This window comes from Bacillus sanguinis (genome assembly GCF_018332475.1).
GTDB lineage: Bacteria > Bacillota > Bacilli > Bacillales > Bacillaceae_G > Bacillus_A > Bacillus_A sanguinis.
The window spans coordinates 1-16317 of sequence record NZ_BOQB01000114.1 but is presented as its reverse complement, the minus strand read 5'-3'; the positions used below and the strand labels follow the sequence as shown (position 1 = coordinate 16317).

At 34.7% G+C, this 16317-nt stretch carries 18 protein-coding genes; 4 read left to right on the top strand and 14 right to left on the bottom strand.

Going from position 1 to position 16317, the window contains the following annotated elements:
* Positions 1-121: 121 nt before the first annotated feature.
* The 4 genes from KI369_RS13920 to cotH all read right to left on the bottom strand — a co-directional run bounded on the left by KI369_RS13920 (position 122) and on the right by cotH (position 4087).
* Complete coding sequence (locus KI369_RS13920; protein WP_212956345.1) at positions 122-1501, bottom strand: putative polysaccharide biosynthesis protein; 1380 nt, start codon at positions 1499-1501, stop codon at positions 122-124.
* A 97-nt stretch (positions 1502-1598) separates the two neighbouring features.
* Entirely contained in the window at positions 1599-2201 is a 603-nt protein-coding gene (gene uptA / locus KI369_RS13915; protein ID WP_000881208.1) for an undecaprenyl phosphate transporter UptA, read from the bottom strand.
* An 86-nt stretch (positions 2202-2287) separates the two neighbouring features.
* Positions 2288-2905: an NUDIX hydrolase N-terminal domain-containing protein gene (locus tag KI369_RS13910; RefSeq protein ID WP_212956344.1), complete on the bottom strand. Its 618-nt coding sequence runs from the start codon at positions 2903-2905 to the stop codon at positions 2288-2290.
* Positions 2906-3010: 105 nt separating this feature from the next.
* The gene (gene cotH / locus KI369_RS13905) at positions 3011-4087 is read right to left on the bottom strand and encodes a spore coat protein CotH (RefSeq protein ID WP_212956343.1); all 1077 of its coding nucleotides are present in this window, start codon (positions 4085-4087) and stop codon (positions 3011-3013) included.
* A 181-nt stretch (positions 4088-4268) separates the two neighbouring features.
* Here cotH and exsB point away from each other — a divergent pair, with 181 nt between their 5' ends.
* A complete protein-coding gene (gene exsB / locus KI369_RS13900; protein ID WP_212956342.1) occupies positions 4269-4829 on the top strand; it encodes an exosporium protein ExsB in 561 nt (186 codons plus the stop codon).
* Between the two features lie 44 nt (positions 4830-4873).
* Here the strand turns inward: exsB and KI369_RS13895 are convergent, their stop codons facing one another.
* From KI369_RS13895 to KI369_RS13870, 6 genes are all read right to left on the bottom strand, one after another.
* Positions 4874-5485, bottom strand: coding sequence for a phosphoserine phosphatase 1 (locus KI369_RS13895; protein ID WP_212956341.1), 612 nt, complete (start codon positions 5483-5485; stop codon positions 4874-4876).
* Positions 5486-5498: 13 nt separating this feature from the next.
* Complete coding sequence (locus KI369_RS13890) at positions 5499-6044, bottom strand: short-chain dehydrogenase (protein WP_212956340.1); 546 nt, start codon at positions 6042-6044, stop codon at positions 5499-5501.
* A 13-nt stretch (positions 6045-6057) separates the two neighbouring features.
* Positions 6058-6474 carry a FosBx1 family fosfomycin resistance bacillithiol transferase gene (gene fosB / locus KI369_RS13885; protein WP_212956339.1) on the bottom strand — a complete coding sequence of 139 codons (417 nt, stop codon included), beginning with the start codon at positions 6472-6474 and terminating at the stop codon, positions 6058-6060.
* 60 nt (positions 6475-6534) lie between these two features.
* Positions 6535-8196 carry a peptide ABC transporter substrate-binding protein gene (locus KI369_RS13880; RefSeq protein ID WP_212956338.1) on the bottom strand — a complete coding sequence of 554 codons (1662 nt, stop codon included), beginning with the start codon at positions 8194-8196 and terminating at the stop codon, positions 6535-6537.
* Between the two features lie 76 nt (positions 8197-8272).
* The gene (locus KI369_RS13875; RefSeq protein ID WP_212956337.1) at positions 8273-9286 is read right to left on the bottom strand and encodes a DUF2628 domain-containing protein; all 1014 of its coding nucleotides are present in this window, start codon (positions 9284-9286) and stop codon (positions 8273-8275) included.
* Between the two features lie 7 nt (positions 9287-9293).
* A complete protein-coding gene (locus tag KI369_RS13870) occupies positions 9294-9746 on the bottom strand; it encodes a methylated-DNA--[protein]-cysteine S-methyltransferase (RefSeq protein ID WP_212956336.1) in 453 nt (150 codons plus the stop codon).
* Positions 9747-9880: 134 nt separating this feature from the next.
* Here KI369_RS13870 and namA point away from each other — a divergent pair, with 134 nt between their 5' ends.
* Complete coding sequence (gene namA / locus KI369_RS13865; protein WP_212956335.1) at positions 9881-10918, top strand: NADPH dehydrogenase NamA; 1038 nt, start codon at positions 9881-9883, stop codon at positions 10916-10918.
* Between the two features lie 365 nt (positions 10919-11283).
* Here the strand turns inward: namA and KI369_RS13860 are convergent, their stop codons facing one another.
* The 3 genes from KI369_RS13860 to KI369_RS13850 form a co-directional block, all read right to left on the bottom strand.
* Positions 11284-11775: a DinB family protein gene (locus KI369_RS13860; protein ID WP_212956334.1), complete on the bottom strand. Its 492-nt coding sequence runs from the start codon at positions 11773-11775 to the stop codon at positions 11284-11286.
* 512 nt (positions 11776-12287) lie between these two features.
* A complete protein-coding gene (locus tag KI369_RS13855) occupies positions 12288-12947 on the bottom strand; it encodes an oxidoreductase (RefSeq protein ID WP_144611081.1) in 660 nt (219 codons plus the stop codon).
* Positions 12948-13062: 115 nt separating this feature from the next.
* On the bottom strand, positions 13063-13212 hold the full coding sequence (locus tag KI369_RS13850) for a hypothetical protein (RefSeq protein WP_000540925.1): 150 nt from the start codon (positions 13210-13212) through the stop codon (positions 13063-13065).
* Positions 13213-13480: 268 nt separating this feature from the next.
* Here KI369_RS13850 and KI369_RS13845 point away from each other — a divergent pair, with 268 nt between their 5' ends.
* Both KI369_RS13845 and KI369_RS13840 read left to right on the top strand, forming a co-directional pair.
* Positions 13481-14431 (top strand): metal ABC transporter substrate-binding protein, encoded by a 951-nt coding sequence (locus KI369_RS13845; protein WP_212956333.1) that lies wholly within the window; start codon positions 13481-13483, stop codon positions 14429-14431.
* Between the two features lie 135 nt (positions 14432-14566).
* Positions 14567-15037 carry a GNAT family N-acetyltransferase gene (locus KI369_RS13840; protein ID WP_212956332.1) on the top strand — a complete coding sequence of 157 codons (471 nt, stop codon included), beginning with the start codon at positions 14567-14569 and terminating at the stop codon, positions 15035-15037.
* Positions 15038-15133: 96 nt separating this feature from the next.
* On the opposite strand, the gene KI369_RS13835 is transcribed toward KI369_RS13840, so the two are convergent.
* Positions 15134-16084 (bottom strand): CobW family GTP-binding protein, encoded by a 951-nt coding sequence (locus KI369_RS13835; RefSeq protein WP_212956331.1) that lies wholly within the window; start codon positions 16082-16084, stop codon positions 15134-15136.
* Positions 16085-16317 lie beyond the last annotated feature (233 nt).

The following is a 16317-nucleotide window of genomic DNA, read 5'->3' as shown; positions in this document are numbered from 1 at the left end:
TACGGGCAGTTGATCCCAACCAAACTTCTTTTCTTTCGCTGAATTTTGAGGTGAGGATCTTACTGCCCGTTAAAGCGGGATAAACAAAGAAAAAGACAGAGTGCTCTCTGCCTTAAAAAGCTTATGTTGCCTTTATAACATATTTAGAAAGCATCCACAAGTTAAAGCCAACTGAAATCGTATAACCAGCGTATGTTGAAATAATAAAACTTACATAATCGAAATACGGAAGCAATACAATATTCAAAACTATCTTCACAATAATGCCAATACCTAATCCTAGCACTGTTTTCTGTTGTTGATTTATTCCTTGTAACATAGCAGCCGTTACTGTGAAGAGAGAAAATAGTATACCAGCAGGAGCATAGTACTGCAGGATAATCCTTCCCATCTCCGGATCATTTCCCATGCCAAATAAAAGAGTATATACCGGCTTGGCTAACACCATCATCCCAATTGCCGCCGGTACCGTAATCCCTACTACTAATACATTCGTCCTCGTGAAATGTTTGTACAACAACTTCGCATTTCCTGCTGTATAAGCTTTCGTCATCTCTGGTACGAGAGACATACTAAAAGCAGTCGCAACGGAAACTGGGATAAGTACAACCATCTGGACAAGACCAATTATCGCATTAATCTTCTCCGCTTCTCCTTGCATATACCCTATTTGTATAAGTAGTTTATTAATTGTAAATGTATCAATCGTCTGATACAGCGGAATTGCTAAACCAACCACAACAAACGGTATTGAATATGTAAAAAGCTCCTTATACAGCGAGAAAAAAGATTTCGTTGTTTGCGGTATACTTGCTATTTCTTTTTTCTTTAAGTGCTTTCTCCTCTTTATGTAATACGCACTTAAAACTGTTAATCCACCTATCGCTCCCATAAAAGCACCGAACGTTGAAATACCAACAGCTAGCGAGACAGAAGCTTTTAAAATATATAAAACGACAAAGCTTCCTATCAAAATGGTTAAGACCCGAAAAAATTGCTCTACAACGACACTTAATGCAGAAGGTCCCATCGACTGAAATCCTTGAAAAAAACCTCTTAATAAGCTCATTACTGGCACAAGTATTAATGCAAAACTTACAATTCGAATATTATTTGTGACCGCTGTTACACTATTCCCTGTTTGATCATTCCCATCAATCACTAACTCAGCTAAATGTGGAGCTAACAAATATAGTATAAAACACGAGATTACTCCCATTAAAAGCATAAAAACGATACCACTCTTTAATACTCTTTTCACCGTATGATAGTCATTTAGTTGATCATATTTTGATACCATTTTTGAAACAGCGAGTGGTAGTCCCATCGTCGCAATGCTGAGCATAATTGTATATGGACGATATGCATACGTGTATAAAACATAACCACTCGTACCGACCATAGCTGTAAATGGTATAACATATATAAACCCTAACATTTTTGAAATCATAGTTGCCATCGTTAAAAATATCGTTCCACGTAAAAACGGTGACCCTTTCATCACATTCCTCCGCTACGCTTTATTATTACACATTATGGACAACTCCTTTTCTTTAGAACCTAAACAAATAAAAAAAGCCAATGAAAAATCATTGACTTTAACGCGCTGCTTTTTTCTTTTTGAAATACTTTAAACCGAAATATAGGGCAACAAAAAGAACAGCTCCTATAATTATGTAATGTGTGTAATCGGATGCATACTCTTTAATGTGTCGCCAATTCCCGCCAAGCTTTTCACCTAAATATATAAATAGTATTGACCATGGAATAATCGCAACTACTGTATACAGTGTAAATAGTTTTAATGGCATCTTGGCTAATCCTGCTGGAATAGAGATTGCATGACGTACGACTGGGATAAAACGTGCAGAAAAGATTACTCCTGCTCCGTAACGTTTAAACCAATTTTCTGCTATGTCTAAATGGTGTTTATTAATAAGTAGATATTTCCCATATTTCTCTACAACTGGACGCCCACCATAGTATCCAAGCCAATATAAAAAGATTTGGGCTAAAGTACCACCGATTGTTCCAGCAATAACTGCACCGACAAAGCTAATTTTACCATCCGCAACTAAAAAGCCCGCATATGAAAGTACAATTTCACTCGGAATAATTTCAATCATTAAAGCTAGCGCTACTCCAAAGTAACCTAAGCTTGCAAAAAATTGCAATAACTGATCTATTATGCTTGCTAACATTTTATTTTCTATCTCCTTTTTTCTTCACATACCATCCCATTATTACATAAAGGTTGCATTCTGCCAATATCTTCATTCCAACATTATTAATCTATTAATTTTTCTTTCTGAGGTTCTTTCATATAGGCAAACATTTCTTTAATTTGCTCTTCTGTATTTCTAGCAATTGATAAAGTAGGCAATTCATTCTCACCAAAAAACTCCACATCTTCTGTTTCAATACTCGTCTTTTTTTCACCACCGATAATCTTACAGCCTATGAAAATTTTATATACATGAGTTGCGGAAGGTGATGGGTGATGTTTTTCTTTATCAAATATAGCGAATAACTTGAAATCATCTACTTCATAACCTGTCTCCTCTAAAACTTCTTTTGCAGCTACTTCTGTCGGCGTATAACCGATATCAGCCCATCCACCTGGCAATGCCCATTTCCCATCACTTTTTTCTTTCACAAATAATAACTTTTCATTTTGAAAAACAACTGCTCTTATATCAACTTTTGGTGTTTGATAGCCTGTCTCACTTGCAAATAACTTCTCTACAATTTCCCAATCTGTCTTCGTGTAATGTGACATCATCGAAATGGAAATATCCCGTAATTGTTGAAAACGCTCTATATCATACACATCTTTAGAATACGTTAAACCCGCTTGAGCTATAGATTGTATTTGTTTTACCCAATCAAGCCATTTTACCTTCATGCTTCCACATCCCCATTCTTTGTTAAGTACATATTACGTCAATTCCATTCATACATCTTTATTATACAAAAAAAGAGATTGATAATGTTCCAATCTCTTTCAAAATTAATCCAATTCATGTAAATGATCTTGTATATACTTTCTTCTTTTATTTATATATTCTTCAATCATATCAGCTTCTTGATCAAATGTTTCTAATTTTTCTTTCATATATGGATCTTGTAGTAAATATGGACGAATCGATTCACACAAACTTTCAACTTTCGGCATCATAAACGAAACGGTAAATTGTTCTTCTAGTATTTCTTCCAAAATACTTCGGTATTGCTTTCTAAATATAGGTATATCTAACAATCTTGCACTTAATGTATTATAGCCTTGAATGCGAATATACTCATGATTAAGTGGTCTCCCTTGTACATCTCGCCCCCAAGTTGCATCATAATCCCACGGTATCACTTCAAATAAATTTGTTTGATCGTTATGATATAGTGCATAGTTATGAACGAAACCATCAAAGTTTTGTGTAAAAATAACGCCAGCTAACCACCTTAAATATTTATCAACATGTAGAAACTTCCCAATTTCTTTTTCGTAAGCTTCCCTCGACAAAGCATTCGCTTGAAATACAAATTCACTCAGTTGTTCTTCACTATTTTTATTCGAATATTTAAATTCATAACCCGCAAAGAGCTCGGTCTTAACATCTTTATCTCTCTCACTCATTAAAGAAAAATTCGCATCATCATCTATTGCATAATAAATAGAACCACTTGGTAATCCTCTATTTTTCAAAAAGTTTTCATCAACTGATTCTAACTGTAAATATACACCTTGAATTTGACCATTAATTTTTATAAATACATGTTGTGATTTTGGTGAAAGTACACCAATATCATGAAAAAAGTCTAAAGATAATTTGTTTCGTATGAGAGACGGATCCATAAACTCAGAATTTAAATGAATTTCTTTCGCACCTTGAAATTTTTTCGGTTTATAAAACATAACATGATAAGACTTTTTCTCAAATTCACGAATATGAGCACCTCGGTATACGATATCAATGTCATATTTCTTTTTTCCATAAGTTAATTTTGCTGGCACTGGACTGTCTGACCAAATGTCTTTTTTCAATTCCACTAAGTACATTGGATGAATAAAAAAATCATATGAAGGTAGCATATTTCCACATCCCTTCTCAGTTCTCTTCATTCAATGTATGCACTTTGCCTTGTCCATACCTCCACTATCAACCATTTATATAAAATTACACTCTTGTCCTGTTCAGAAATATACCTACATACATATCCTGTTAAGGAAAAAGAATACCTTTTCAACTTAATACATGATAAGGAGGATTTCTATGAAACGTGATATTAGAAAAGCGGTTGAAGAAATCAAAAGTGCTGGGATGGAGGATTTCTTACACCAAGATCCAAGTACGTTTGAATGCGATGATGATTGTACTACTAAAATAGAATGTAGCGACGATTGTAACTGCCCGAGAACAAGATGTACTCGCGTGAAACACTGTACTTTTGTTACAAAATGTACTCACGTTAAAAAGTGGACATTTGTTACGAAATGTACTCGTGTTCGCGTTCAAAAATGGACGTTCGTTACGAAAGTAACACGTAGAAAAGAATGTGTTTTAGTAACTAAACGTACTCGCAGAAAGCATTGTACGTTCGTTACAAAATGTGTGCGCTTTGAAAAGAAATTTTACTGGACAAAACGATGTTACTGTAAAAAATGCGAATTCTTCCCTCACGGACACGGTAGATCTTGCGATGATGATTGTGATCATGGTAAAGACTGTCACGATGACGGGCACAAATGGAATGATTGCAAAGGCGGACATAAATTCCCATCTTGCAAAAACAAGAAATTCGATCACTTCTGGTATAAAAAACGTAATTGCTAGTTTTTATGCCTACAAAAAAGGCCGTCTTGCGGCCTTTTTTACGTTTATTGAAAATGACTTATATCTGCAAATTGCTTCACTTCACCTTTACCTTCTTCAAATTCTATTATACTAAGACTAGCACTATGCATAAATGGATCATTCCACACATTTTCTATTTCAATACCCGCAAAATGTCCTACAAGTAGTTTCGCCGCTGCCGCATGGGAAACAATTAATATACTTTCTCCTTTATGCTTTTCTAAAAGAAGCTGTATCCCATCCATTACCCTTTTATAAACAGCCTCAAAATTTTCTCCTGATGTTGACTGAAAAAGATGTGGCTCATACCAAAACAATTGTATTTCATCTGGGTACTGTCTTTCTATATCATCGACTGTCTGTCCTTCCCATATACCCATGTTAATTTCATAGAAATGCTCATCCGCTATTATCGGTATATCACGTTCGCCCTTTATTAACTCTGCAGTATGAAGGGTTCTTTCACTCGGACTACTATAGATCGCATCGATAGATAAATCTTTCATTCGGTCTCCTAATTGCTTTGCTTGTAACATACCATTTTCAGTTAAAGCAGAATTTTTCCGCCCTTGCATTCGTTTCGCTACATTCCATTCCGTCTCACCATGCCTTGTTACATATACAGTTGTCTTCATTTCTCATTCCCCCTTACCATGTTGGCCGCAATTCCCACGGTTCTACTCGTCCTACAATCCATTCATCACATTTACTCTCAATTCCTTTTATTACCCCATCCGATATTTCTTCATGGGTAAGCCATCTCCCGTATGTATCTTCTAATATAAAACCTAATATAATTCTATGATAACTACATCGTGTACCACCTATTTTTTGTGCCGTCATGCGCGAGGCTTTACTACCTAAAATATGAAAAACACTGTATGTTTCAGACGAAAAATCTAATTCTCTACAAATAAGTGATAACGTATCCTTCGCACTTGCGTGTACCCATGCGACAACTAATGTTATGGGGCCATTCCGCTTAATTGTGCTTTTAGTAGCTAGCTTTACATCGTCGTCATTATGATAATCTAACGGAAGACATGTGATACTTTCTGGCGCAGCACTCTCTCGCTTAACATTTTCTAATTTCACTTCATCTCGTCCAATAATAGAAACATGAAACCCTTGCTCACAAAGCCACATAGAAACTCTCTTGAGCATTCCTGTCCCGCCAATTACTAGTGCATGCAACTTCTTTCCTCCCTTAGTAAAATGTCATATGGGGTTTATCTTCTCTATAATAATGAAGTCGGTCTTGCAATGTCCCTGAATGAAACTCAAATTTGTGGCCGTCAGGATCAACAAAATATATAGACTTACAATCCCTTACATCTCTTTCTCTTCCTTGTAAAATATGAACATCGTTTTCTTCTAATCTCTGCAGTAGACGTTCAAAGTCTTTCTGTTCAACTGAAAACGCAATATGCGTATAAGATTGATGAATCTCATTTCTCGGAATATGTGCTTCTTCATTAAGTGCTACCCATATCCCACATATATTAAAATATGCAAGTTTTCTCCCTTTAACTAATAATTCTCCTTCCAATACTTTTTCGTAAAATGTAATAGAATCTTCTAAATTAGATACTGAAAAACAAAAATGATTGATTCCTTTTAACAAAAGTAGCTCCTCCTTAAACAAACGAAAAGATGAGCGAAAATTCACTCATCTTTCATTATACTATTTCTTTGTAATATATGCCCATTTATAACTGAAGTCCCCACCAAATGTATGATTCGCAATACCTTTTACGTATGGTTTCTCTAAGTATGCGGTACTTTGTTGGTACGTAGGAGAAATGGCAGCATCTTCACCAATTAAGATTTTTTCAGCTTCTGCAAGTGCATTCCAACGTGCTTTGTCATCTTTTAATAGCTCTCCTTTTGATTTTGCTACTAAATCATCATACTTCGGGTTAGAATAATCCATTTCATTAAATGAGCTTCCAGTAACAAACATATCAATATAAGTCATTGGATCTGGATAGTCCGGACTCCATGCAGATAATGAAAATTCATATTCAAATTTCTTTTCTAACTCTAACTTCTGCTTATATGGTTGTTGTTTCAAATTCACTTTAATACCAGGTAAATTCTTCTCTAACTCTTCTTTAATAAAGTCGCCCACTTTTTTACGGCTACCATTATCATCATTTAGAAATTCTACTGTAATTGTATCTTGGCCAAGTTCTTTCTTCGCTTCTTCCCATAATTTTTTTGCTTTTTCTGCATTATCTTTGCTGTCACGGAAATTTTTATTTACAGTACGGAAATCTTTTCCATCTGGTCCTGTCGTAAATTTTTCAGGTACTAAGAAATATGCTGGTAATGATCCATCATTTAAAATAACATTTGCAATTCCTTTTTTATCATATGCTAGATCAATCGCTTCACGAACTTTTTGGTTTTTAAACGTTGCATTTTTTTGGTTAAAACGTAAGAAATACATACGTGGATCTAACTTCGTTTTAAATTCATCTGGCTTATTCTTTTTATATTTATCAACGAATTCAGAACTTAAAATTACTCGATCCGCTTGATCACTATCATATAAATTTACTCCTGTGCTCGTTTCCTTCACAATATTTACATTAATTTCTTCTAACTTCACAGTATCTTTATCCCAATAATTAGGATTTTTCTTTAGCTGATAACTTCGTTCATGTTTCCATTCACTCATCGTAAATGGTCCATTATATAATAGTTTATCTGCTTCTAATGCATATTTATCCCCTTGTTCTTTCACATATTTTTCATTTAAAGGGAAAAATGTTGGGAATGAAGTAAGCTCAAGGAAATATGGCGCTGGTTGTTCTAATTCTACTACTAACGTTTTATCATCTTTTGCTTTTACTCCTAATTGATCTAACGGTAATTCTCCCTTGTTTACTTTCTGTGCATTTTTCACATCAAATAAAATAAATGCATACTCAGCTGCCGTTGCTTTATCTAATGCGCGTTGCCATGCATATACAAAATCTTGTGCTCGAACTGGATCGCCATTAGACCACTTTGCATCTCGTAATTCAAATGTATATGTCGTTTTATCTTCACTAATCTTCACATCTTTTGCCATACCCGGAGTTGGTTTATTATCCTTATCTAAACGATATAATCCTTCCATTGCATTGACAAAGGCACGGAATGATACAGAGTCTGTCGATTTTGACGTATCCATTGAAGGAATTTCTGCTGCTTCTAGTAAGTTTAATACTTGCTTTTCTGCTGCTCCCTTACCTGCTTCTTTCTTCGTTGTTGATGCCTTCTCCCCATTTCCGCAACCTGCAACTAATACACTAGTTGATAATGCAACTGCAGCAATCGTTGTTACCTTTCTCTTCATTCTTCCTTCCCCCAATCTATATGTATAAATGAAATCCAGTATAATACATATTATTATACAAAAGATTCTGATTATTTCAAATATTATTTTTGTACAGTAAAAAAAGAAGCAGATAGAACACCCTTCTATCCACTTCTTTTTCTATTTCTTTTACTTGTAATCCATCCTCTATGTCAAATGGATTTTGAACTTTAAATATTTCGTCCATTATCTTCAAAAACTCTTCCTCATTTTTGGATTCTCCATTAATTGTAAGTGAGTACGGCTCAATCTCTCCCAATTTATAATCAACAACAAATTGGATTGTCACCTTTTTTCTTGGCATATCAGGACTTTCTCCTTGGAACTCTACCAATTCTAATCCTTCGGTGCCACGATAATATACCCAACCTGGATTTCTAAAATAATTTTCAAACGATTCACCAATGGAAAAGAACGGATATTCATATAGTGAGCCTGCACGAACCTTTTGAATAATATCTCGATCAGTCGGGAAAAAGAAATGGCTGAAAAAGATACTAGCAACTGCTAAAATTGTAACAATTGTTGCACCCATTTTACTCGTTCCACCACTATCACGAATAAGATACTTCTCAACCGATTCATCTTGAATTTCTCGTGCTTTAATTCGATATATACGCCTTTCTGCAAATTGATAATATAATCCATTTGCAAAAATCGCCATTCCAAATAAAATAAAAACAAGTAATAAAAACGTTAGAGGCACCATATTAATAATCGGCAGTGCTACGTTGAAACCCATATAATAAGAAAATGCATCGCATGCTAATAATAACAATACAAACAAAGCTGCAGGTACATAATACTTACGATATCCAAACCAACCTACATTAAAAATAGCTGCCCAACCATTCCAGCTCCACCTAGCAATCCGCTTTTCCTCAAGCTCCCATTTCCTTTTGTAATACGGATATTGTCTCCCTACATATACTTCTAATTCCTTGTCTATTAGCGAGCTTCCTTCACCTTCTTCATTATGCAAGGCCCGCTGGCAACTTTCACAATTCAACTGATTTCCTTTGCAAAGTTGCCCACAATTTATACACTTCAAAACAATCCCTCTTCTCATCCATACGTCATTTCAAAATACCTTCGTGTTTTAATAACCACTCTTTCCTCCATAAACCACCTGCATACCCAACAAGCTTCCCGCTCTTTCCAATTACACGATGACACGGAACGATAATTGAAATTGGATTACGACTATTCGCTCCTCCTATCGCTCGTACAGCTTTCGTATTTCCGACTTTCTCTGCAATATCTAAATATGAAGCACTTACGCCATAAGGGATAGTATAGAGCGCATCCCATACATTTTTTTGAAATGATGTTCCCTCAGCAGACAGCGGGACTGTGAACACTTTTCTATTCCCCTTAAAATATTCATCTAGCTCATTTATACATTGATTTATCATTTCATTTTTATGTTCTTCTTGTCTCTCATCAACAAATATAACAGACGTAAGTCCTTTATCGTTCGCTGTAATTTCCAGCAAACCTAATTCACTTTCATAATAAGCCTGGTACATATGTCATCCTCCAATTCAATTCATATTAATTATTGTAACACGAATAGACAAAATTTTTCGTATAAGCGTTTTATTAGGGAAAACAAAAAAGAGAATGCTACAATGTAAGAAAATTCAATCTAGGAGGCTATTGAATGAATCCCGAACTTTTTTCACCTTATACAGTTAAGGGTGTTACATTTAAAAACCGGATTGTCATGTCACCTATGTGCATGTATTCATCTGAGAATGAGGATGGTCAAGTAACTAATTTCCATCTCGTTCATTATGGAACGAGAGCGGCTGGTCAAGTTGGTTTAGTTATGATTGAAGCAACAGCCGTGTTACCTGAAGGAAGAATTTCTAATAAAGACCTAGGTATATGGGATGATAGCCTAATTGAAGGCTTACATAAAACGACAACTTTTATACATGATAACGGTGCAAAAGCTGCCATCCAACTCGCTCACGCCGGAAGAAAAGCAGAATTAGAAACGGATGCTCTCGCTCCATCAGCAATTCCTTTTAATGAAACAATGAAAATACCAGTAGAAATGAATATACAGCAAATAAAAAATACTATATTAGCTTTTCAGCAAGCTGCAATACGATCAAAACAAGCGGGATTTGACGTTATTGAAATACATGGAGCTCACGGTTATCTTATAAATGAATTTCTTTCTCCACTTTCTAATAAGCGGACTGATGAATATGGGAGCTCACCTGAAAATCGCTATCGTTTCTTACGTGAAATTATTGACTCAATAAATGAAGTATGGAACGGACCGTTATTCGTTCGTATTTCAGCAAATGACTATCACCCGGATGGATTAACGGTTCAAGATTACGTTCAGTATACAAAGTGGATGAAAGAACAAGGGGTAGATGTAATCGATTGTAGTTCTGGGGCTGTTGTACCGGCACACATCGATGTATATCCCGGGTATCAAGTACAATACGCTAAACATATTAAAGAGCATGCTAACATTGCAACTGGTGCTGTTGGATTGATTACGACTGGGGCACAGGCAGAACAAATTTTAAATAATAACGAAGCAGATTTAATTTTTATCGGACGTGAGTTACTTCGCAATCCTTACTTCCCAAGAATAGCCGCCAACGAACTTGGCTTTGAGTTAGAAGAACCGTATCAATACGAGCGAGCACCTGGGAAAATCCATACGAATAAATAAAACCGAGAATAATATGTACGACTACTCATAGAGAAATTAAAAGTATACTACAAGGCAACGTATATTATTTCATAATATCGTTTTAAGGCGTATCAACCTTTTGCTCGATACGCCTATTTTTCTCTCCTTATTCTCACTACATGTAGCATTACATTGAAATAATATTATATAAACTCAGTTAACTTTAATAAATAAAACAAGCATAATCACATTCTAAAAATGCGACAGGGTTGAAAATCGTATTCCATAATCCGGAGTAACAAAAAAACAATTTCTTAAATTAAATGAGAAATTGTTTTTCTATAACAGTATGCTACTTTTAATTCGTTTGTTTAGTTTGAAACTCCAACAATTTTAAGTATCATTTACAAATAAGAACGATGCGCTGGCCATGAACCTTGAAGCTTGCGAAGTTGTACAATCTGCCCTGTATGATAAGCATCGTGCAAAAGGATGTTCATATATTGTTGCCAAACTGGTAGAAAAGGAGTTAATTGATCTAGTTCTGCTTCTTGAAGGGATATTAATGCAGATTGTAAAGCATCATGCACTTGAATTGTTCGCAACACTGTTTGTTGCCAAACATCCTCATCATTTCGTCCACCTTGGACAAACGTTTCATCATTATTTTGCGGTGCAACAAATGTTTCATCTTGGTGCAAACGGGCAAGTAAGCGTTCTTTAAAGACAAGTAAATGGTTTACATTTTCCCAAATCGTATTACTAGCCTTTCCTTCTGGTTGCCAGCATGCTTGTGCAGCAGTAAGATCCTTTAATGCGTCTAATAGTGGTGGATACCATTCTTCTTCATAAAAAACTTGCTTAATTCCATTTTGCAACATTTCTTTTTTACCCATTCGCATATCCTCCTTTTGCAATCCCTCAAAATATATAAAGTAGTACATTTATGACTTTTATATCTTCGGAATCCAATTTCCTTCAGATTTTACTCAAACAGATCTAAAAAAAAACAGATTATTCCCAAATAAAAAATATATTCTAATGATTACTTGGCATTAAAACACTGGATATATGATAGTAGTATATTTTTAAATGAGGTAAAAGATTCTTATAACACGAAATCATCCGTTAGTATAATACAACTTTAAAAATAGCATTGTAATAGATGAGGTCATTTGTCCTATAAGATCAAGAGTATTGGAGACGTATAAAGCAAAACTTTAATCCGCGGAGGTTTTACTGCCCACAAATAGCGGGATAAAAATGGTGTTTGTATTATAAATTATCGTGAAAAAGGAGTGGGCTCCCCACTCCTTTTTCACTTTCTTATAATTGCTAAACTCTACATGTATTTACTGTTCATTCAAGATTCAAACCTTATTTTTAATACATGTCATTCTTCTCTTTTTTATTCTATCGTTGTAATTTCATTTGAGTTATAAATATAAATACCCGTTTCTTCTCGCAATGCAGTGATATACATCCCTTTCGCCACATCTTTCGCTGAAATTGGTTTATACTTTTTGAAAGCCCCTTTAAATATAAAAGGAATGATACGAGACAACTTTTCAGCCATTCGTTCACCGAAACGAAATTCTTGTCGATTTCCTACTAATAAAGATGGCCTAAAAATGTGAATACCACCAATGACTAACTTTTGTAATTCCTCTTCCATTTTCCCTTTAACTTGTGAATAAAAGAAAAACGCTTTAGGATTTGCTCCCATTGAGGACACAACAAGGAAATTTTGCACCCCTTGTTTTTCAGCTAAACAAGCAGCTCGTAACGTATATTCATAATCTACCTTTTTGAAATTCGCCTTTGTTTTTGCTTTTTTGATTGTTGTGCCTAGACAACTAAATACGTCATCTACAGCAAAAAACTCTTTATATTCCTCTAACATCGAAAAATCCACTTGCTTTTGCTGTAACTTTTCATGTTGCCATTGCATTGGTTCTCTTACAAAAATAGTAACAGAATCGTAGTAATCTGATTCAAGTAATAGACGCGTTATCTCTTGTCCAACTAAACCACTTGCACCAAGTACTAACGCTGTTCGCTTATTCATATGTGCACATACCTCTTATTTTACTTTTCTCTCCTTCAGTAAAATACGACTTTTAGGAGTTTCCTTCTCTCATTTTACCACAAGTAAAGCACTATGCGTATGCATAGTGCTTTACTCACTCTTTTTTCTCATCTTTCTCTCGTAATTTTGTTACTGTTGATGCATCACCTAAATTACTTATTAATCTTCGTAAAAAAATTAAGACTAAGGCTAATGGTAATACTACCGCTAATATCAATAAAATAGCTTCCATTAAGTAACCCAAACACTCAGCCCCCTCTACACCCTCCTTTCATATATATGAACACAGCGTTGTCACATATGCATGTATTCGCAAAAATAACACACCTATATTTGACAACTTTATAACAAAATCAAATCGGAATGATTATTATTTATTGCAACTTTATAAAAGATGTATTATACTAAGTTCGCAAACTAAAACGTAATTATTCCGTTTTGTATTAAAATGATATTTTTCTTCTATAATTGGGGAAAATATATCCGTAAAAAAAAGAAAAGAGGAGAACTTCATGCCTAAAAGATTGACTATATTTTCATTCTTACTTATTTTCACTTTAATTTTTACTGGCTGCTCAAATAAAAAAGAAGGTAAGGCCAAGAAAGATGGAAAACTAACTGTTTATACAACTATTTTTCCTCTTGCTGATTTCGCAAAAAAAATTGGTGGCGACTATGTAACTGTTGAAGCGATTTACCCGCCTGGTGCAGATTCTCATACATTTGAACCAAGTCAAAAACAAACCGTACAAGTTGCAAAAGCCGATTTATTCGTTTATAACGGTGCTGAATTAGAACCATTTGCTGAAAAAATGGAAAAAGCATTGCAAAAAGAAAATGTTAAAATTGTAAATGCATCAAAAGGTATAGAACTACGTACTTCTACTGAAGAAGAGCACCATGATCACGGAGACGGCCATAAAGAGGATGAACATCATCATGATAAAGACCCACACATTTGGTTAGATCCTACTTTAGCAATGAAACAGGCAGAAAAAATTAAAAATGCACTTGTAGAATTACAACCTGACCATAAACAAGAGTTCGAAAAAAACTTCGCAGCGCTTCAAACAAAATTCACTGATTTAGATGATCAATTTAAAGCAGCTGTTGCGAATGCAAAAACGAAAGATATTTTAGTTTCTCATGCGGCTTATGGATACTGGGAACAACGCTATGGCCTAAAACAAATTGCTATTGCGGGTATTTCAGCTTCAGATGAACCATCTCAAAAACAGCTTGCTGACATTACAAAAACAGTAAAAGAACATAATCTACAATATATTTTATTTGAAACTTTCTCTACTCCAAAAGTAGCATCTGTCATTCAAAAAGAAACGGGCACAAAAATTTTACGCTTAAATCATCTTGCTACTATTTCTGAAGATGATGCGAAGAGCAATAAAGATTACTTCACTTTAATGGAAGAAAACGTAAACACATTGAAAGAAGCAACTAATTAATCAAATTTTTTAAAGAGGCTGCATATGTCATGCAGCTTCTTTTTTATTTGTTCTTACTTGACTTGACCAAAATAACAAGTAAAATTATCCATATTAGCTTTTAAGCTATATTAATTTAGAAGGTGAGTTGGAATTATGAATCTTCACATTTGTGAAGTAACAGAAAAAAATTGGCGTTCGGTAGCTGCTTTAAACGTCGCAAAAGACCAGCAGCAATTTATTGAAAGCAATGCGTTTTCTCTAGCAGAATCATTATTTGAAGGAAACGGAACGTCAGTAGGTTTATACGATGGAGAGTCACTTGTAGGATATGCAATGTATGGATGGTATTGTGAAAAACGTAAAAGCGTATGGTTAGACCGCTTTATGATTGACCAACAATATCAAGGAAAAGGATACGCAAAACGTTTCCTTCGCTTGCTTATTCAATTCTTACAAAATAAATTTGAATGTAAAACAATTTATTTAAGTTTACATCCAGAAAACAAACTCGCAATGGGATTATATGAGTCATTTGGCTTCCGTTTAAATGGCGATATTGATGATGAAGGACCTGTTGTAGGTGTTGTAATGGAGTTACTATTAGATGAACATACAAGCCTGTGAAAACAGGCTTTTTATTATCCTTCGTTTTTGCAATCTATCATTTTTCCATAAAGTACTTAAGTTAATTCAAAAAATAAGCCTGCAATATATGCAGACTTATTTCACACACTCCTCAAAATGTTCTTGGAACCATTCTTTATTAATACCTTTGCCGATAAACACGACTTCACTTACTCGTTCTTCGCCCTCTTGCCACTCTCTATCATATGATGCAGCAAACAGTGTATGCACACCTTGAAAAACGATTCGTTTATCTACTCCATCAATCGACAGAATTCCTTTGTAGCGATATAAATATTCACCTAGTTCTTGAACGACAGCTGACATCCATTCATTTAGTTTTTGTAAATCTAACGGACGTTCTTCACGTAGTACAAACGATTTTACACCTTCTAGATGATTATGCTCTGTATGAGGATAAATTTGTAACGTATCTTTCGTTTTAAACGTTTGAATTTGTAGTAGCGATGGAATATCCACATCACAGTTAGTTGCCTCTATTAACTTTGCAGTTGGGTTAATACCTTGCAGTTCCTGCAAGAGATTTCTCTTTTCACTTTCATCCACTAAATCTAATTTATTTACTAAAACGACATCAGCAAATGCAATTTGCTCCTTTGCTTCTAGTCCTTTTTCAAAATGTTTATGTATATGATAACTATCTACTACTGTTACAACACCGTTAATTTGGTATGCAGATTGAATAACAGGATCTAAAAAGAATGTTTGAATAATAGGACCTGGATTTGCTAGACCAGTTGTTTCAATTACTAATCCATCAAAATCCATTTTACCTTCTGCTTTTACATCCAGTAATTGTTTTAACGCAACGAGTAAATCTTCCCGCACAGTACAGCATAAACAACCGTTTGTCATTTCCATAATTTCTTCTTCAACATTCATAATCAACTGATTATCAATGCCAATTTGCCCTATTTCATTTACAATTACCGCCAATTTCTTACCGTGATTCTCTGTTAAAATACGATTTAATAATGTTGTTTTCCCAGATCCAAGAAAACCAGTTAATATTGTTACTGGAATCATTTCGTACATCTCCTTATAGCTATATGTTTTTACATTATAGCATATGAACACTCCCCACTTAACAAAGCTTGAAGTGGGGGTTTCTAACGTTTCGACCTAACGGACGATTAACGTCAGGGGAGTTAACACATTAGCGAGCTGTTTCACGCTTAACCCCTCTATCCCATTTGTCCATGCATTTGGGATTACTTTTCGTAAAATGTTAGCCGCAGCGTTTACATCTGCATGAATTA